The 17113-nt window shown below is 77.3% G+C and carries 18 protein-coding genes; 8 read left to right on the top strand and 10 right to left on the bottom strand.

All coding sequences use genetic code 11. The features are described 5' to 3' along the window. Nucleotides 1–40 precede the first annotated feature (40 nt). Entirely contained in the window at nt 41–598 is a 558-nt protein-coding gene (locus KPL57_RS70735) for a C40 family peptidase (protein ID WP_308016722.1), read from the top strand. A gap of 19 nt (nt 599–617) precedes the next feature. Here KPL57_RS70735 and KPL57_RS43320 read toward each other — a convergent pair whose 3' ends face one another. Then, nucleotides 618–1022: an STAS domain-containing protein gene (locus KPL57_RS43320; protein WP_226356195.1), complete on the bottom strand. Its 405-nt coding sequence runs from the start codon at nt 1020–1022 to the stop codon at nt 618–620. A gap of 318 nt (nt 1023–1340) precedes the next feature. Here KPL57_RS43320 and KPL57_RS43315 point away from each other — a divergent pair, with 318 nt between their 5' ends. Next, the gene (locus KPL57_RS43315; RefSeq protein ID WP_226356194.1) at nt 1341–2030 is read left to right on the top strand and encodes a TVP38/TMEM64 family protein; all 690 of its coding nucleotides are present in this window, start codon (nt 1341–1343) and stop codon (nt 2028–2030) included. Between the two features lie 4 nt (nt 2031–2034). On the opposite strand, the gene KPL57_RS43310 is transcribed toward KPL57_RS43315, so the two are convergent. The 3 genes from KPL57_RS43310 to KPL57_RS43300 are packed head-to-tail and all read right to left on the bottom strand — an operon-like array spanning nt 2035 to nt 5194. Beyond that, nucleotides 2035–2826 carry an endonuclease/exonuclease/phosphatase family protein gene (locus KPL57_RS43310; protein ID WP_226356193.1) on the bottom strand — a complete coding sequence of 264 codons (792 nt, stop codon included), beginning with the start codon at nt 2824–2826 and terminating at the stop codon, nt 2035–2037. A gap of 8 nt (nt 2827–2834) precedes the next feature. Next, nucleotides 2835–4400, bottom strand: coding sequence for an FAD-dependent oxidoreductase (locus KPL57_RS43305; RefSeq protein WP_308253095.1), 1566 nt, complete (start codon nt 4398–4400; stop codon nt 2835–2837). After that, on the bottom strand, nt 4397–5194 hold the full coding sequence (locus KPL57_RS43300; protein WP_226356192.1) for a carotenoid biosynthesis protein: 798 nt from the start codon (nt 5192–5194) through the stop codon (nt 4397–4399). Before KPL57_RS43300 ends, KPL57_RS43305 begins: the two co-directional genes overlap by 4 nt. Nucleotides 5195–5321: 127 nt before the next feature. On the opposite strand from KPL57_RS43300, the gene KPL57_RS43295 reads away from it, so the two are divergent. Together KPL57_RS43295 and KPL57_RS43290 are read left to right on the top strand one after the other, a co-directional pair. Continuing rightward, on the top strand, nt 5322–6461 hold the full coding sequence (locus KPL57_RS43295) for a glycosyltransferase family 2 protein (protein ID WP_226356191.1): 1140 nt from the start codon (nt 5322–5324) through the stop codon (nt 6459–6461). Further along, nucleotides 6458–8011 carry an NAD(P)/FAD-dependent oxidoreductase gene (locus tag KPL57_RS43290; RefSeq protein WP_226356190.1) on the top strand — a complete coding sequence of 518 codons (1554 nt, stop codon included), beginning with the start codon at nt 6458–6460 and terminating at the stop codon, nt 8009–8011. The genes KPL57_RS43295 and KPL57_RS43290 overlap by 4 nt, the downstream gene beginning before the upstream one ends. Here KPL57_RS43290 and KPL57_RS43285 read toward each other — a convergent pair. Continuing rightward, nucleotides 7911–8591, bottom strand: coding sequence for a CDP-alcohol phosphatidyltransferase family protein (locus KPL57_RS43285; protein WP_226356189.1), 681 nt, complete (start codon nt 8589–8591; stop codon nt 7911–7913). The genes KPL57_RS43290 and KPL57_RS43285 overlap by 101 nt on opposite strands. Nucleotides 8592–8627: 36 nt before the next feature. On the opposite strand from KPL57_RS43285, the gene KPL57_RS43280 reads away from it, so the two are divergent. After that, the gene (locus KPL57_RS43280; protein ID WP_226356188.1) at nt 8628–9440 is read left to right on the top strand and encodes a YhjD/YihY/BrkB family envelope integrity protein; all 813 of its coding nucleotides are present in this window, start codon (nt 8628–8630) and stop codon (nt 9438–9440) included. A 25-nt stretch (nt 9441–9465) separates the two neighbouring features. Here the strand turns inward: KPL57_RS43280 and KPL57_RS43275 are convergent, their stop codons facing one another. Next, nucleotides 9466–10260, bottom strand: a complete 795-nt coding sequence (locus tag KPL57_RS43275; protein WP_062402044.1) for an SDR family NAD(P)-dependent oxidoreductase — start codon at nt 10258–10260, stop codon at nt 9466–9468. Nucleotides 10261–10414: 154 nt separating this feature from the next. On the opposite strand from KPL57_RS43275, the gene KPL57_RS43270 reads away from it, so the two are divergent. Further along, nucleotides 10415–11047: a TetR/AcrR family transcriptional regulator gene (locus tag KPL57_RS43270; RefSeq protein WP_226356187.1), complete on the top strand. Its 633-nt coding sequence runs from the start codon at nt 10415–10417 to the stop codon at nt 11045–11047. 10 nt (nt 11048–11057) lie between these two features. Here KPL57_RS43270 and KPL57_RS43265 read toward each other — a convergent pair whose 3' ends face one another. Next, the gene (locus KPL57_RS43265; RefSeq protein WP_226356186.1) at nt 11058–11837 is read right to left on the bottom strand and encodes an SDR family NAD(P)-dependent oxidoreductase; all 780 of its coding nucleotides are present in this window, start codon (nt 11835–11837) and stop codon (nt 11058–11060) included. A 127-nt stretch (nt 11838–11964) separates the two neighbouring features. On the opposite strand from KPL57_RS43265, the gene KPL57_RS43260 reads away from it, so the two are divergent. Both KPL57_RS43260 and KPL57_RS43255 read left to right on the top strand, forming a co-directional pair. Continuing rightward, nucleotides 11965–13206: a CdaR family transcriptional regulator gene (locus tag KPL57_RS43260; RefSeq protein WP_226356185.1), complete on the top strand. Its 1242-nt coding sequence runs from the start codon at nt 11965–11967 to the stop codon at nt 13204–13206. Nucleotides 13207–13278: 72 nt separating this feature from the next. Next, nucleotides 13279–14109 carry an alpha/beta fold hydrolase gene (locus KPL57_RS43255; RefSeq protein WP_226356184.1) on the top strand — a complete coding sequence of 277 codons (831 nt, stop codon included), beginning with the start codon at nt 13279–13281 and terminating at the stop codon, nt 14107–14109. A 6-nt stretch (nt 14110–14115) separates the two neighbouring features. On the opposite strand, the gene KPL57_RS43250 is transcribed toward KPL57_RS43255, so the two are convergent. Genes KPL57_RS43250 through KPL57_RS43240 form a run of 3 tightly spaced genes read right to left on the bottom strand, consistent with a single transcriptional unit; the run spans nt 14116 to nt 17096 of the window. Beyond that, nucleotides 14116–14883 carry an IclR family transcriptional regulator gene (locus KPL57_RS43250; protein ID WP_226356183.1) on the bottom strand — a complete coding sequence of 256 codons (768 nt, stop codon included), beginning with the start codon at nt 14881–14883 and terminating at the stop codon, nt 14116–14118. Further along, nucleotides 14884–16089: a cytochrome P450 gene (locus KPL57_RS43245; RefSeq protein ID WP_226356182.1), complete on the bottom strand. Its 1206-nt coding sequence runs from the start codon at nt 16087–16089 to the stop codon at nt 14884–14886. A gap of 26 nt (nt 16090–16115) precedes the next feature. Further along, nucleotides 16116–17096, bottom strand: coding sequence for a 2Fe-2S iron-sulfur cluster-binding protein (locus KPL57_RS43240; protein WP_374203871.1), 981 nt, complete (start codon nt 17094–17096; stop codon nt 16116–16118). Nucleotides 17097–17113 lie beyond the last annotated feature (17 nt).

The following is a 17113-nucleotide window of genomic DNA, read 5'->3' as shown; positions in this document are numbered from 1 at the left end:
GACGACCGGGAGGGACGCCGTGCCGCTTCGGTCCCCGTTCGTGACGACACTCGTCGCCGTGGTCCTGCTGCTCGTCACCGGCGGCGAGGCCGCGGCCGGGCCGGTGACGACGCCCGAGCAGCGGGCGGCCACCGCGGTCGAGGTCGCACTGCGCCAGATCGGGCTGCCGTTCGTGTGGGGCGGCAACGGGCCGGAGAACGGCGACCGCGGCTTCGACTGCTCCGGGCTGACCGCGTTCGCCTACGGCAAGGCCGGCGTCGTCCTGCCGCGGACCGCGCACGCCCAGTACCGCCGCGGCCCGCGGGTCCCCGCCGGGGCCCCGTTGCGTCCGGGTGACCTGGTCTTCTACGGCACCGTCGACAAGGTCCACCACGTCGGCCTGTTCGTCGGGCAGGACCGGATGGTGAACGCCCCGACGTTCGGGCTGCCGGTGCAGACCTCCTGGTACCGGTGGCGCGGCGACGACTACCTCGGCGCGACCCGACCGTCGCAGGTCACCGACGGTGTCCCGGACCCGGCGGTCCGGGAGACGCCGGACCCGTCGATCCCGGACGAGCCCTGGTTCGACGCGCCCGCCGCGCCGCCGCTGCCCCGCTGAGTGCCCGGCCGGGGGCGGGTCAGGACGCGTCGGCGACCGGCGCGTCGACCGCGACCACCGTGAGGCCGGGCCCCCGGACCAGCCGCAGCGCGCGTGCCGCCGGCGCGGTCGGGTCCAGCACCACCACCAGGGAGGCGCCGGTGGCCCGGGCGCGGTCCGCGGCCGCGCGCAGCATCGCCACGCCGCGCAGCCCCAGGAAGCCCACCGCGTTCAGGTCCAGGACGACGCGGCCACCGGCGGCGGTGTCGACCGCGGCGAGGACCCGTGCCTCGACCGAGGGGCCGGTCGCGAGGTCGAGCTCGCCGGACACGCCGATGACGACGGTCGCGGCGCTGCCGTGTCCGACGTGGACCTGCGGCTCGGCGACGGCGGTGTCGGCGGCCGGGACGGGACGGGGACGAGGGGATGGCGAGGGCGCGGTCATGGGTCCGCCAGAGGAGAGGGTGGGGCCGGTCCCGGCCGGGGACGATCGGCCCGTGGCGCCGTCGGAGCACTGAGCTGTACCGGACGGCCGAACGGTGACGGCCCTGCGGCGCGCCACCCGTGAAGACGAGTGTCGATGGACCGGGAGCGCCTGCGTCGGCAGGACCCGGGTCCGTCACCGTAGCCGCCACCGGCGCCGGGTGTCCAGGGCGCGGCCCGCTCCCCGGCGGGCCGGCGTCCCGGCGGGGATACTCGCGACGATGCCGACAGCACCGGAGTTCCCCCGGGCCTCCGGGCCCCGACCGCCCGCCGGAGCCCGGTGACCGGGCCCGTCGTCGCCCGCCTCTGGCGTCCCGTCCTGCTCGTGGCGCTGGTGGGCGCCGCGGTCGCCGTCGCGGTCGCCGTCGGGGTGCCCTCGGTGGAGCAGCTCCGCGACGGCCTGGCCGGGACCGGGTGGGCGGGACCGCTGCTGTGGGCGGCGCTGTACGCCGGGCTGTCGCTCACCCCGGTGCCGGTCAGCCTGCTCGCCGTGCTCGGCGGGGTGCTGTTCGGGTTCGGCGAGGGGCTGCCCGCCACGCTGGCCGGGAAGTTCGTCGGCGCGGCGGTCGGGTTCGCCCTGGCGCGGCGGCTGGGCCGGGACACGGTGCTGCGGCTGGTCGACCGCTCGGGCCGGGGCGCGGAGCGGATGGCGGTGGTCGACGACCTGGTGCGCCGGCGCGGCCTCCTGGCCGTGGTGGGGGTCCGGCTCGCGCCGGTCCTGCCGTACTCGGTGCTGAACCTGCTGTGGGGGCTGACCGCGGTCCGGTTCCGGCACTACCTCCTCGGCACCGTCCTGGGGGTCACCCCGGGCACGACGGCGCTGGTCGCGGTCGGCGCGTTCGGCACCGACCCCGGGTCGCTGCCGTTCCTGGTGTCGGTCGCCGGGCTCGCGGTCGTCGTGCTGACCGGGCTCGTCCTGGCCCGGCGCCGGCCGGCCCGCTCGCGCGCCGACCCACCCGCGGACGGCTGAGGGCTCAGCCGGGCTCGACCGTCGCGGCGACGGCGCGGTGGTCACCGACGTCGAGCTGCAGCACGGCCGGGTCCCGCCCGGTCAGGGCGCCGAGCGCGATCAGGTGGTCGAGCTGGGCGCGCGGCGTCGCCGCCGGAAACGTCTGCCCGTCGACGAGCCGACGGCCGCCGGTCACCATCGCGGGGAGCGAGCCGGGCAGGTTCAGGTCCCCCGCGACGAGCACCGGGCCGGGCAGGCGCTCGGCCCACCGGCGCAGCGCCCAGAGCTGGCGGACCGCCGTCGGCGGGGCGAAGGACAGGTGGGTCGCCACCACCGTCAGCGTCCCCAGCTCCGCGGCGACGGCGGCGCGCGGCTCGTCGGGGAACCAGGCGAGCCGGGTCCCCCCGCCGACGGCGGGCACCGGCACCGGCAGCCGGGCCCGTCCGGCCCCGAGGCCCAGCACGTGCCAGCGGCGCACCGGCAGCCGGGAGAACAGCGCGACGCCGTAGCGCGGCCCGGGCGCGGGGTCGCCGGGACCGCGCAGGACCGGGGGGTCGAGCGGGGTCCACGACGGCAGCGGGTCCGGGCGCGGCTCGCCGTGCATGGTCGCGGCGGAGCGCCAGTCCACGGCACCGAGCCCGGCCGCGAGCAGCGACGGCTGGTCGTCGCCCGCCGAGCGGGACTGGCCGGTGTCGACCTCCTGCACCGCGACGACGTCGGCGCCCACCCCGGCGACGGCCGCCCCGAGCGCGGGGCCGGTCAGGTACCGCCTGCCCGCCCCACGTCCGGAGGCGAGGTTCAGCGACGCGACCCGCACGGCGGCGGTCAGCGGGCCGCGGCGTGGCGTCCGCGGGCCCCGCGCAGCGCCGGGACACCGGCGAGCAGCCCGCGCTGCGGGATCCCGTCGACCGGTTCGGCGGCCGCGCCCAGCTCGGCGAGCACGTCGTTCGCGGCGAGCACCCCCGACATCGACGAGCGCTCCATCAGCCCGGCGAGGTAGGGCGTCTCCACGAAGTCACCGGCCACCCGCAGGCCGCGCGCGTCGGTCCGCACCCCCGGCCGGGTGCCCGCCGTCCCGGGCGGGAACGCGGGCGCGGTGGCCTCCAGCCGGTCGTGCCGGTCGAGGACGGTCGCGTCCGCGGTCTCGGGCCACAGCACGGCCAGCTCGGCGCGCAGCGCGGCCGCGGCGGACGCCGCGTCGGGCTCGGCGCAGGAGTAGGAGTGCAGCTCCACCACCGATCCGCCGGTCGCGGCGGCCCACCGGGCCGAGGGCTCCTCCAGCCGGGAGTAGACGGTGACCGAGTCCAGGGTCGGCTGCCCGCTGACGGCGCTGAACACCGCCCGGCCCGGGTCGACGTCGCGGTCCAGCCACAGCCTGCTGACCGCGAACGGGGGCGCGACGTGCAGGGCCGCGCACTGCGCGTGCAGCCGCGGCGCCGTCGTCGCCAGCCCGGGTGAGTCGGTGACCACCGCGCGCAGCGCACCCGGGTCGAGGGCGAGCACGAGGTGCCGGGTGGTGGTCGCCCCGGGGCCTTCGACCCGCCAGCCGGCGCCGTCGGGGTGCACCGCGGTGACCCGCGCCCCGGTGCGGACCTCCGCCCCGAGGGAGGTCAGGTACCGCCACAGCGGCTGCCACACGGCGGTGGCGTGGTCGGTGCGCGGGGCGTCGAACGCGATGCCCTCGGGGTTGCCGAGGAAGTAGTAGTGGAACATCGCGACGAGCTCGGCGGCGGACAGGTCGCCCTGGTTGCAGAAGAACGACCGGGCGAACGCCTCGAACAGCATGCTGCGGGTGCGCTCGGTCATCCCGAGCCGGTCGAGGAAGGACGCGGCGTCGACGCCGTCGAGCTCGGCGGTGGTGGTGGCCCGGTCGTAGGCGAGCAGGGCGCGTCCGGCGTCGGGGTCGGCGGAGGTGAGCTCGCGGCGCGACAGGCTCCTGCTGCGCAGCGCCAGCGCGAGCAGGTTGAACGGCGGCGCGGCGGGCAGCCCCGACAGGTCCTCGTCGGGCCACCGCGCGGAGATCACCGGGTAGTGCCCGATCGGGCGCAGGAACGACAGCTGCGGGTCGGCGCGGCGCAGGATCGACCGCCAGGTGTAGTACTGCCGGAAGAAGGCGTGGAAGCCGTGCTCGACCTGCTGGACGGTGCCGTCGGGCAGGGTGCGCGGCCAGGCCCCGAGCCGTCCGCCGAGGTGGTCGGCCGCCTCGAGCAGGGTGACCCGCACCCCGCGTTCGGCCAGCACCACCGCCGCGGACACCCCGGCGATCCCGCCCCCGACGACGACCGCCTCCGACCCGGCGGGCACCTCGCGGGGCAGCAGCGGGTCGGGGGTCACGAGTCGCCGCCGGCGCATGCGCAGGGGCGCGGCGCGGTGGCGCAGCGGATCGGTCACGGGGTCCCTCCGGGACGGTGGGCGGCGCGGTCGCGACGCAGGACGAGCGCGTACGGGACCGCGACCAGCCCCATCAGCACCCCGCCGACCAGGGCCGAACCGGGCAGGCCGAAGAACACCAGGTGGGCGAGCACCGAGGAGGCGTAGACCCACAGGTACAGCGCGGCCGCGGGGCCCGAGCGCCGTGGGCCGTCGGGCAGCGCGCGGTGCAGCGTCCCGACGATCAGCAGCGAGACGACCAGCCAGCCGGCGTAGTTGGTCAGCGGGATGCCGGGCACCAGCGGGAGGCCCGGGTCGGGGCGCGCCCAGACCCAGTGGCCCGCGTCGACCATCTGCGGGTCGAGGAACACGTCCCAGGCGGCCAGCGCGAACGCACCGACGGCGACGGTCCCCGCCCCGCGTTGGGCCAGCGCCCTGCCCACGACGAGCGCGGGCCACGCCATCATCGCCCAGGCCATCGGCACGACCAGCGGGACACCGGCCACCTCGGCGCCGAGGGTCCCGGTGTAGGCGTAGGCGCCGAACGGCCACCCCGTGGCCAGCCCGACGGACTCCGCGACCAGTCCCCCGCCGCCCGCGACGCCGAGCAGCACCAAACCGCCCCGGGTGCCGTGCACCCGGACGACGTCGGCGACCGCGGCCAGGAAGAACACCGCCACGCTCAGCACCGTCACCGACGTCCGCAGCGGGGCGGGGGTGAGCGGGTAGAGGATCTGCACGGTCACCGCTCCGGCGACCAGCACCCAGGCGGGCAGGGTCGTGCGCAGTGCCCGGGGGGCAGCGGCCAACGCCACGCGGGAACCTCCACACGGTCCGGTCGGGGGATGGTCCCACGGTGCCACCACCCGGGCACGCCCGCGCGTCGTCCGCGGCTGCGGCGACGTCGCGCGGCCGGGCCGCCCCCTCCGTAGGGTCGCCTGCGTGCTCCTCCGCCGGCCGCTGCGCGCCGTCCGTCCGCTCGTGGCCGCCGGGTCCGTCCTCGCCGCGGCCGGGACGGTGCAGGCCTGGGTGAACCGGGCCGGGCTGCGTCGCCCGCCCGCCGCGCCGCCGACGGTGGCCGTGCCGGTGTCGGTGCTGGTCCCGGCCCGCGACGAGGCACACCGGATCGCGCCGACGGTGCGGGCGCTGACCGGGCAGCGCGGGCTGGCCGACGTCGAGATCCTCGTCCTCGACGACGGCTCCACCGACGGGACCGCCGACGTCGTCCGTGCCGCGGCCGGCGGCGACCCCCGGCTGCGGGTGCTCACCGGCACCCCGCCCCCGCCGGGGGTGCTGGGCAAGCCGCACGCGTGTGCCGCGCTGGCCGCGGCCGCCCGCGGCGAGATCCTCGTGTTCGTCGACGCCGACGTCGTCCTCGTCCCGCACGCCGTCGCCGCCGCGGTGGCGCTGCTGCGCGACCGGGACCGGCCGCTGGACCTGCTGTGCCCGTGGCCGCGGCAGGTCGCCTCCGGCCCGCTCGGCCGGCTGGTGCAGCCGCTGCTGGCCTGGTCCTGGCTGACGACGCTGCCGCTGGCCGTCGCGGAACGGTCCGGACGGGGGTCGATGGCCGTCGCGAACGGACAGTTCCTGCTGGTCGAGGCGTCCGTGCTGGCCCGGGCGGGCGGCTGGGACGCGGTGTCGGGCGCCGTGCTCGACGACATCGGGCTGGCCCGGGCGGTCCGCGCCGCCGGGGGCCGGACCGGCATCGCCGACGGGTCGCAGGTCGCGTCCTGCCGGATGTACGCGACCGGCGCGGAGCTGCGGGCGGGCTACCGCAAGTCGCTGTGGGCGGCGTTCGGCTCGCCCGCCGGGGCGGTCGCGGTCGGCGCCGGGCTGGTGCTGGTCTACGTGCTGCCCGCGCTCGCCGCGCTGACCGGGTCACGGGCCGGGCTGCTCGGGTACGCCGCCGCCGTCGCCGGGCGGGTGCCCGCCGCGCGGTGGGTCGTCGGGCCCTCGGGCGGCGGCGGCACGGTCGACGCGCTCGCCCACCCGGTGTCGGTGCTGGCCCTGCTCGGGCTGCTCGCGTCGTCGTGGGCGGGCCGGCTGCGCGGCACGCTGAGCTGGAAGGGGCGTGCGCTGTGAGCCGGGTCGTGGTGGCCGGCGCCGGGCTGGGCGGGCTCGCGGCGGCGGCGCGGCTGGCCGCCGCCGGGCACACGGTCACCGTGTTCGAGCGGGCCGACACCCCGGGCGGGAAGCTCGGCGTCGTCACCCGGGACGGGTTCACCTTCGACACCGGCCCGTCGCTGCTCACGATGCCGGACCTGCTCGCCGACCTGTTCGCCGCGACCGGCGGCCCCGCGGACCTGCCGGTCACGCCGGTCGACCCGGCCTGCGGCTACGTCTTCGCCGACGGCACCCGGCTGGACCTCCCGCACGCCGCGGCCGCGGTCCCGGCCGCCCTCGACGCCGCCCTGGGCGACGGCGCCGGCGCCTCCTGGACGGCGCTGCACGAGCACTCGCGACGGCTGTGGGACCTAGTCGGGGAGCCCGTCCTGCGCCGCCCGATCACCACGGCCGCGCTCGCCCGGATGTGCGCGCGGCCGGCCGACCTGCGCGCGGTCGCACCGTGGCGGACCCTCGACGGGCTGGGCGGGCGGCTGCTGCCCGACCCGCGGCTGCGGACCTGGCTGAACCGCTACGCCACCTACTCCGGTTCCGACCCGCGTCGCACACCGGCGGTGCTGGCGGTGACCGCCTTCGTCGAGCAGGAGTTCGGCGCGTGGTGGGTGCCGGGCGGGCTGCGCCGCATCGTCGACGCGGTCGTGGACCGCTGCGTCGCCCTCGGCGTCACGCTGCACCCGGGCACGGCCGTCGACGAGGTCCTCGTGGAGCGCGGCCGGGCCGCCGGGGTCCGGGCCGGGGGCCGCGAGGTGCGCGCCGACGTCGTCGTCTCCGGGGTCGACGCGCACGTGCTGCACGAGCGGCTGCTCCCCCGCGACGTCGCGCGCCGGGCCCGCAGGCGGCTGCGCCGCATCCCCCGGTCGACGGCCGGGTTCGTGCTGCTGCTCGGGCTGTCCGGCCGGGAGCCCGGGCCGGCGCACCGGGTCTGGTTCCCGCGCGACCAGCACGCCGAGTTCGACGCGATCTTCGGGCGCGAGCCGCGCCCGGTGCCCGACCCGACGGTGTACGTGCACGCCCCCGACGACCCCGCGCTGCGCCCCGACGACGCCTCCGAGGGCTGGTTCGTGCTGGTCAACGCTCCCCGGCACGACCCGGGGCGCGGTGTCGACTGGGACGCTCCGGGGCTCGCGGAGCGCTACCGGGACCGGGTGCTCGGCGTGCTCGCCGCCCGCGGCGCCGACGTGCGCGACCGCCTGCGGTTCGCCGAGGTCCTGACCCCGGCCGAGCTGGAGCGGCGCACCGGCTCGCCGGGCGGCGCGATCTACGGCACCGCCTCGCACGGCCCCCGGGCCGCGCTGCGCCGGCCCGCCAACCGCGGCCCGGTGCCGGGCCTCTACCTGGTCGGCGGGTCCGCGCACCCGGGCGGCGGCATCCCGCTGGTGCTGATGTCGGCCGAGATCGTCGCCGGGCTCATCGGCCCGGCGGGGACTCCGGGAACCGCGGCGGCGTCGTCCGGACCACGCCCACCGCGAGCTGCACCAGCCCGATCGCACCCAGGACCGTCCAGGTGAGGGCGAAAACGGTGCCCCACGACACCCCGACCAGCGGCGGGCCGGCCGGGAGCACCGCCGCACCGACTGCGGGCAGGGCGACCACGACCAGCCGGGTCGGCCGCTCGGCGACGGTCACCGCGCCCACCCCCGGCATGCCGACCGACTGCGCGCGGGCTCGCAGGAACTCGTGCACGAACACCAGCGCGAGCGCCGCGAGGATCCAGCCGGGCGGGGCGCCGAGCGCGACCAGCACCGCACCGAGCAGCAGGTCCCCGAGGCGGTCGGCGACGGCGTCGACCACCGCGCCCAGCGGCCGGGCCCGCCCGGTGCGCAGCGCGACGGCGCCGTCGAGGCCGTCGAGCACCCCCGCCGCGACGACGAGCAGGGCCGTCACCGCCGTCCACGGCGCCCCGGCGAGCGCGACCGCCCACGCCCCGGCCAGCACGACCACACCGGACAGCGACAGCACGTCCGGCGGGACCCGGGCCACCGGGCCCGCGGAGAGGACCCGCACCATCCGCAGCCAGCCACGCACCACCGGCGACGGGTGGATCCCGCCGTGCAGGGCGGACCAGCCCTCGTCGTCCCCGGTCGTCATCGGACCAGCGTGCCAGCGCCGCACCGGGGGCGCGCCGTGAACCGGGCGCGCGCGATCGCGCGTCGGCTCGGGAGCACCTTCCCCGGCAGCGACATCGCGCTGTGGGCCGCCGGTGCGACCTACTTCGGGGTGATCGGGCTGGTGCCGCTGGCGATGGTCGCGCTGTGGGGCGTCGGCGCGCTGGCCGGGCCGGAGACGGTGACCACGGCGATGGAGGCGGCGATCGGCGGGCTCCCCGGCGGCCACGGCACGCCGGAGGCGCTGCGCACGCTGGCCGCGGTGTCGCTGTCGATGGCCTGGTGGCAGGCGCTGGTCGTGCTGTTCCCGGCCAGCCTCTACGGCGAGGGGCTGCGCCGCGCGTTCGTCCAGATGTCCGCGACGCGGGACCGGCTCACCGGCTGGCGTGGCCGCGCCGGGCTGCTCGGGGTCGCGGCGGTCGCGCCGTTCCTCGTGCTGGTCGTGCTGGGCGCGGCGCCCTACGTCGGGCCGCTCTACGCCGCGGGTGGCTGGTCGCTGGTGTGGGGCGTCGTCGTGGCGTTCCACGTGGTGTGGGTGACGCTGTCGACCGCGCTGCTCGCGGTGTTCGGCCTGGTCGGGCCCGGGCACCTGCGGCGGCGCGCGCTGGTGCTCGGCGCGTTCGGCACCGGGTCGGTGCTGGCCGGGTTCCTGCAGGGCTTCCTGCTGTTCCTGGCCATCCCGATCGAGTGGTCGGCGCCGTTCGCCGGGCTGCCCGTGGTCGGGACGGTGTCGGCGCTGGCGCTCTGGCTCTACCTGCTGCACATCCTGGTGCTGTGCGGGTTCCGCGCCACCGTGGTGCTCGACGAGGTCCTCGCCGCCCGGGACCGGTGATCCCGGGCGGCAGGGACCCGGCGGGTCACATGCCCATGCCGCCGTCGACCGGCAGGCCGGCGCCGTTGACGAACCGGGCGGCGTCGGAGGCCAGGAAGGCGACCGCGTCGGCGATGTCGGCGACCTCGCCGAGCCGGCCCGACGGGGTCAGCTCGACCACCGCGCCGACCGCGGCCTCCGGGCTCTCGAACAGCCCGAGCCCGGCGGTCTCGACGGCGAGCTTCTGCCCCATCGCGGTCGGGACGAGCCCGGGGTAGACGCAGTTGACCCGCACCCCGTAGCCGAGCTTGCCCGACTCCATCGCCGCGACCCGGGTGAGCCGGTCGACGCCGGACTTGGTCGCCGAGTAGCCGCCGATGGAGGGGAACGCGATGGTCGCGGCGACCGAGGCCACGTTGATCACGGCCCCGCCCCGGCCCGCCGCGCCACCCGGGCGCATGGCGCGGAAGGCGTGCTTGATGCCGAGCATCGTGCCGAGCAGGTTGACCTCGAGCATCCGGCGGACGTCGTCGGGCTCGGTGTCGACGAGCAGCTGGGTGACCTCGACGCCCGCGTTGTTGACGACGACGTCGAGGCCGCCGAACCGCTCCACGGTCTCGGCGACGGCGGCGGTCCAGGAGGCGTCGTCGGTGACGTCCAGGTGCACGAACCCGTGCTGCTCCCCCAGCGACTTCGCGAGCGTGCCGCCCGCCTCGTCCTGCAGGTCGGCGACGACGACCCGGCCGCCCGAGTCGGCCAGCGCGCGGGCCATCCCCTCGCCCAGTCCCTGCGCGCCCCCGGTCACGAGCACGGTGCGTCCGGTCAGGTCGATCTGCGTCACGGCGACTCCAGTGTCGATCGGTGATGTGGGCCACACCCTGCCGCGATCTCTGACCAGTTGTCAAGATATCGTCGGGCGGGCGTCCAGAACAACGGCGTCGGGGGCGCAACGGTCGGTTACAGTGGCTCCCGGGCGGACGACGGGAGGGGGCCGCGTGGCACGGGCGAACCCGGTCGACAAGCACGACGCGCGCCGTCGCGCGCTGGCGGACTCGGCCCTGCAGACCCTCGGCGAGCTCGGCTACGCCCGGGCGTCGCTGCGCGAGATCGCACAGAACTCCCCGTACAGCCACGGCGTCGTGCACTACTACTTCGCCGACAAGCTGGAGCTGATCGTCTACTGCGTGCGGCAGTACAAGGCGGTGTGCGTGACCCGCTACGACGGCGCCGTCGCCGACGCGACGACGGCCGACGGCCTGGTCACCGCGTTCGCGGACAAGCTGTGCGAGACGATCGTCGACGAGGCCCCGATGCACCGCCTCTGGTACGACCTGCGCGCCCAGAGCATGTTCGAGCCGAACCTGCGCGAGGCCGTCGGGCAGATCGACCGCACCCTGGAGGACATGGTGTGGCGGGTCGTCACCCGCTACGCCGACCTCACCGGCACCGCGGTCGCGCTGAGCCCGCACGCCGCCTACGGGATGGTCGACGGCGTGTTCCAGCAGGCCCTGCTGGGGTTCCTCACCGGCGACGACCCGCACGCGCTGGACACCCTGCGCGCCGAGGTCCGCGACCTGCTGCCGCTGACCCTGCGCCCGGTGCCGGTCGGGGCGGGCACCGGGGCCTGAGGGCAGGGCCTCACCGCGACCGCGCGGACAGCCCGCCGTCGACGGGCAGGCAGACCCCGTTGACGTAGGCGGCGCGGTCCGAGGCGAGGAACAGCGCGGCCTGGGCGACGTCGTGCGGCGACCCCATGCGCCCGGTCGGGCTCACCTCGTGCCGGGCGGCCAGCGCACCGGGGTCGTCGACGACCTGCTCACGCACCATCGGGGTGTCGATCAGCCCGGGCAGCACCGCGTTGGCCCGGATCCCGTCGCGGGCGTAGGTCAACGCCAGCGACACCGTCAGCTGGTCGACGCCCGCCTTGGCCGCGCTGTAGGCCGGGTAGACGTAGCCGGTGTCGCGGATCGCGGCCAGCGACGACACGTTCACGATCGCCCCCCGCCCGGCGGCGCGCATGTGCGGCAGCGTGTGCCGGCAGGTCAGGTAGGCGCTGGTCAGGTTCAGCGCGAGCGCCCGGTTCCACCCGGCGAGGTCGAGCTCGACGACCTCGCCGAGCACCGCGGCGCCGACGTTGTTGTGCAGGACGTGCGGCACCCCGAGGGTGTCCACGACCGCGGCGACGGCGCGGGCGACGTCGTCCTCGTCGGTGACGTCGGCGGTCACCGCCAGCGCCGCGCCTCCGGCGCCGGTGATCTCCCCCGCCACCCGGACGGCCTCGTCGGCGTCGCGGTCGACCGCGGCGACGACCGCACCGGCCCCGGCGTAGGCCAGTGCCGCGGCCTCGCCGTTGCTCAGCCCGCGCCCGCCCGACCCTGCGCCGAACACCACCGCCACCCGGCCCTCCAGATCCCGCACCGGACCCTCCCCACCTCGCCGCGTCCTGCCCTGCCGTGCAGCCACGGTGCGCCCACGGTGCAGGCGACCGACACCGTCCGCCGACGAGCACGGCGGCCGTGGAGTGCTCCGTCTGTAGGATCGACGGGTGCTCGGTGACGCGGCGACGGTGCTGATCGACCGGCTCGCCGAGGAGCTGTCCCGGTCGGTCGTCGTCGACGACCCCGCCGTGCAGGTGCTCTACGCGAGCGCGCACTACGGCGACGCCGACCCCACCCGCGTCGCAGCGGTGCTCAACCGTGGCGCGGAGCCCCGCATCCGCGGCTACGTGCTCTCCCAGGGCGTCCTGCGTTGGACCCGGCCCGGGATCATCCCGGCCAGCGACGAGCTGGGCATGCACGCCCGGGTGTGCGTCCCGGTCCGGTGGGAGGGCCGGCTCCTGGGACTGCTGATGGTGATGGACGCCGACAGCTCGCTGACCACCGGCGAGCTCGGGCGCATCACCGCGGTCGCCGGACAGCTGGCCCTGTCGCTGCAGGACCTGGCGTGCACCGCCGACGCCGCCCGGGAGGACGAGCGCCGGGTGCTCGACCTCGTCGGCGACGACCCGGTGGCCCGGGGACGGGCGGCCGCCGCGCTCGCCGCGGAGGGCCGGGCTCCGGGGCCGGGCACGACGGCCGTCGTCGTCGCGGTGCCCGGGGCGGGCGAGCATCACGAGCACGCCGGGATCGCGCTGCGCACGGCCCTGTCCGGGCGCCGCCGGGACGGGACCGACGGATGGCTCACGGCCGTCGTCGGGGGTACCGCGGTCGTGCTCGCCGCGCCGCCGGTGCCCGGCTCCGAGGACCTCCCCTCGCGGGTGGACCGGGTCGTCGACCGCGTCGGCGAGCTGGCCCACGGCCGGTTCCGCTGCGTCGCCGGGATCGGCGACCCGGCCCAGGCCCCCGAGCTGCTGACCGGGTCGGTGACGCGGGCCCGGACCGCGTGCACGGCCGCCGAGCTCGGGCTCCGGCCCCCGGTCGCCCGGTGGACCGGGCTCGGGGCGCTCGGCCCGCTGCTCGCGGTACCGCCGGGCCTGCTGACCGAGGACGTGGTCCCCGACGAGGTGCGCCGGCTGCTCGCCGCCGACCCCGACGGGCGGCTGGTGGCCACCGTCCGCGCCTATCTCGACGAGGCGGGCAACGGCCCGGCCGCGGCCGCCCGGCTGCACATCCACCGGACCTCGCTCTACTACCGGCTCGACCGGGTCACCCGGCTCACCGGCCTCGACGTCTCCGACGGCGCGACCCGGCTGGCGCTGCACCTGGGGCTGGTCGCGCTCGACGTCGTCGCGGCCCGGCATCCCGCGCCCGGCCGGGAGGTTCGACAGTCGGAGCACGGACCGGCCTGATCCCTCGACCACCGGCGGTGGTGACCGGCGCCACTCCCCCCCAGACTCCTCCGCGGACCCGAGGAGGACCCGATGCCCACCTTCACCACCGCCGACGGTGTGACGCTCGACTACCGCGACTCCGGCGGGGAGGGCGTCCCGCTGGTGATGCTGCACGGCTGGGGCCAGACCCAGGCGATGTTCACCCACCAGCTCACCGGCCTCGGCGCGCGGCGCCGCGTGGTCACCTACGACCACCGCGGGCACGGCGTCTCGGACAAGCCGCACCACGGCTACCGCATCGCCCGGCTCGCGCAGGACCTCGTCGAGCTGCTCGACCACCTCGGCCTCGACCGCGCCGACCTGCTCGGCTGGTCGATGGGCGCCTCGGTGCTGTGGAGCCACATCGACACCCACGGCACCGGCCGGGTGGGCAGGCTCGTGCTGGTCGACCAGCCCGCGGCCGTCGCCGCCGTACCGTGGATGTCGGCGCAGGAGCAGGCCGGGTCGGGCGCCATCTTCGACGTCGGCGGTCTGCTCGACCTCGCCGGCAGCCTCGCCGGACCCGACGGGGACACGGTGCGGGAGGCGTTCGTCCGGTCGATGTTCTCCGGCACCCCCGCCGACGACGTCTGGTCCCTGGTCGCCCGGGAGATCACCCACACCCCCGCCCACGCCGGGGTGCCGCTGCTGTTCGACCACTGCGCGCAGGACTGGCGCGACGTGCTGCCCCGGATCGACGTCCCGACACTGGTCATCGGCTGCGAGGGCAGCCACGTGAGCCCGGAGTCGCAGCGCTGGATCGCCGACCGCGTCCCCGGGGCGGCGCTGCACGTGTTCGGGAGCGACGAGGCGAACTCGCACTTCGTGTTCCTGGAGAACCCGGCCGCGTTCGACGCGGTGGTGGAGAAGTTCCTGGGCTGAGCGCCCTCACGGGCCGGGGTCCGCCCCGCCGTGCGCCCGGGCGATGCCGTGGGCCGCGGCGCGCAGCGCCGGGACGAGGGTGCGGGCCCGGCCGTCGTGCGGCTGCACCGTCGACAGCGCCGCGACGACGGCCCCGTCCCGGCCGCGCACCGGGACCGCGACGCCGGTCGCGTCGGGGTGCACGTGGCCGTCGGTGACGACGTGGCCGTCGCGCCGGACGCGGGCGAGCAGGACCCGCAGCCGGGCCGGGTCGGTCACCGTGGCGGGGGTCCGTCGTTCCAGGGGCGCCGCGAGCACGCGTTCCTGCTGCTCGGGCGACGCGTGGGCGAGCAGCACCAGCCCTGAGGACGAGACGTGCAGCGGCAGCCGCCCGGCGATCCGGGTCAGGTTGACCACCGCCCCGGGTGCGGAGAGGCGTTCGAGGAAGATGACCTCGTCGCCGTCGAGGACACCCAGCTGCACGTGGTGCCCGACGACGGCGTGCAGGTCCCCGAGGAACGGCAGCGCCGCGGCCCGCAGGGTCAGCGTCGGCGACGCCCGCTGCCCCAGCTCCCACAGCCGCATCCCGATCCGCAGCCGCCCGGAGCCGGTGCGGGTGAGTAGCCCCTGCTCGACGAGCTGCCCGACCAGTCGCGACGCGGTCGCGACGTGCAGCCCCGAGGCGCGGGCGATCTCGGCGACGCCCAGCTCGGCCCGCCCGGGCTCGAACACCGACAGGATCCGCACCGCCCGGGCCAGTACCGGTTCGCCCGCGACCACGGGTGGAGTCTGCACCTAGGCGGGCGTGACCCGCAGCGGCATCGACGCCCAGGCCCGCATGGTGTTGTTCGGCCGCCGGCGCGGCGGACCGGCGGGCTCGATCGTCGCGACCCGCGCGGCGAGCGCCCGCAGCACCGACTCGGCCTCCAGCCGGGCGACGTGCTGGCCGACGCACTGGTGCAGGCCCATCCCGAACCCGACGTGCCCGGACGGGTCGCGGTCCAGGTCGAACGCGCCCGCGCCGGGCCCCCAGTGCCGCGGGTCCCGGTTCGCCGACCCCAGGAACAGCAGCACCTTGCGCCCGGCCGGGACGCGGACGCCGGCGAGCTCGGTGTCGGTCGCCGTCGTGCGGAAGAAGGTCTGCACCGGTGACTCCCAGCGCACGGCCTCGTCGAACGCGACGCGGGCGAGCCCCGGGTCGGCGCGCAGCCGCGCCCACTGCTCCGGGTGCGTGGCGACGGCGTGCAGCACCGCCGCGAGCCCGGTGACGGTGGTGTCGACCCCGGCCGACAGCAGCGACCGCACGACGAGGGGGGCCTGCTCGGGGGTGATGTCACCGCGGTCGGCGGCGGCCCAGATGTCGGCGCCGAAGCCGTCGGCGGCCAGTGCCTCGCGGGCGCACTGCGCGTTCACCCAGGCCGAGAGCTCCCCGAGGCGCGGCAGCTTCTCCTCCAGCAGCGCGTTGCGCGGACCGAACGCGTTGAACAGCAGGTCGCCGTAGGGCAGCAGGTTCTCCCGGCCCGCCTCGGGCAGCCCGACGGCGTCGGGGAACACGCGCAGCGGGAACGCCTCGGCGATCGCGGGGACGGCGTCGAACTCGTGCCCGCCCGCCAGCACCTCGTCGACGAGGGCCTCGGCGTCGGCGGCCCAGCGGTCCCGCAGCGTGCGCAGCGCACGGGGCCCGAGGACCGTCCCGAGCACCCGGCGGGGCGCGTCGTGGTGCGGCGGGTCGGCCTCCAGCAGCAGCGACGGCGGCCGCCACGGCGCCTCGGTGTGGAAGTTTGCGAGCCCCACCCCGGCCCCGGACCGGAAGGACTGCCAGTCGACGAGCGCGGCCCGGACGTCGGCGTAGCGGCCGAGGGCGAGCACGTCGTGGCGGGTGAGCCGGACCAGCGGGCCGGCCGCGCGCAGCTGCTCGTGGAACCCGAGCGGGTCGGTGAGGACCCCGGGGTCGAACGGGTCGACGTCGGTGGTGGGCACGTGGTCGAGCGCGGCCGTCATGGGCGCTGCCTTCCGGTCGGGTCGGGTCAGAGATCGAGGACCAGACGCGGTCCGCGCGAGCGCGAGACGCAGACCAGCATGCGGTCGGCGGCGGCGCGCTCGTCGTCGTCGAGGACGGAGTCGCGGTGGTCCGGGTCGCCGGCCAGCACGGTCGTCTCGCAGGTCCCGCAGGTGCCCTGCCGGCACGAGGACAGGACATCGACGCCGGCGTCGGCGACCGCGTCGAGGACGCTCCGCCCGGGTGGCACGGTCACGTCGGTCCCGCGGCGGGCGAGGTGGACCGCGAACGCGGTGTCGCGGACCGGGCCGGTCGCGCGCGGGACGAAGCGCTCGGTCCGCACCGTGTGCGCCGGCCACCCGGCCGTGGCCTCGGCCAGCGCCGCGAGCAGCGGGGCGGGTCCGCAGCCGTAGACCCGGGTGCCCGGTGCGGGCCGTCCCAGGAAGCCGGGGAGGTCGAGCAGTCCCTCCTCGTCCTGCGCGACGGTGCGGACCCGGTCCCCGTGGGCCGCGAGCTCCGCGGTGAACGCCATCGACGCCCGGGTCCGGCCGCCGTACAGCAGCGCCCAGTCCGCGCCGAGCAGGTCCGCCGTGGTGATCATCGGCAGGATCGGGGTGATCCCGATGCCGCCCGCGACGAACAGGTAGTGCGGGGCCGGGACCAGCGGGAAGTTGCTGCGCGGCCCGCCGAGCCCGATCTCGTCGCCGACCGCGAGACGGTCGTGGACCCAGGCCGAGCCGCCGCGGCCGGCGGGTTCGCGCAGCACGGCGACGCGGTAGCGGTGGGCGTCCCACCGGTCCCCGCACAGCGAGTACTGGCGGGTGTGCCCGCCGGGCAGGACGAGGTCGACGTGCGCGCCGGGGGTCCAGTCCGGCAGCCGCCCGCCGTCGGCGGCGACCAGCTCCAGCGACACCACGCCGTCGGACTCCCGGTGGCGGCCCGCCACCCGGACCGTGCGGTTCCCGGCACCGGTCACCGTCGCTCCCCTCGTCGTCGAGGAGCCGAGCATCCGCCGCGCGGCCACCG

The sequence above is a fragment of the Pseudonocardia sp. ICBG601 genome, from assembly GCF_020496245.1.
Note: the sequence above shows the minus strand (reverse complement) of the source record. Positions and strands in the feature narration are given on the sequence as shown.

What these genes read in the sequence shown, in the direction of transcription:
- KPL57_RS43285 (WP_226356189.1), bottom strand. Translation starts at nt 8,591, where the DNA reads ATGACGACCGGGGACGACGAGGGCTGGTCCGCCCTGCACGGCGGGATC.
- KPL57_RS43255 (WP_226356184.1), top strand. Translation starts at nt 13,279, where the DNA reads ATGCCCACCTTCACCACCGCCGACGGTGTGACGCTCGACTACCGCGAC.
- KPL57_RS43320 (WP_226356195.1), bottom strand. Translation starts at nt 1,022, where the DNA reads ATGACCGCGCCCTCGCCATCCCCTCGTCCCCGTCCCGTCCCGGCCGCC.
- KPL57_RS43245 (WP_226356182.1), bottom strand. Translation starts at nt 16,089, where the DNA reads ATGACGGCCGCGCTCGACCACGTGCCCACCACCGACGTCGACCCGTTC.
- KPL57_RS43240 (WP_374203871.1), bottom strand. Translation starts at nt 17,096, where the DNA reads ATGCTCGGCTCCTCGACGACGAGGGGAGCGACGGTGACCGGTGCCGGG.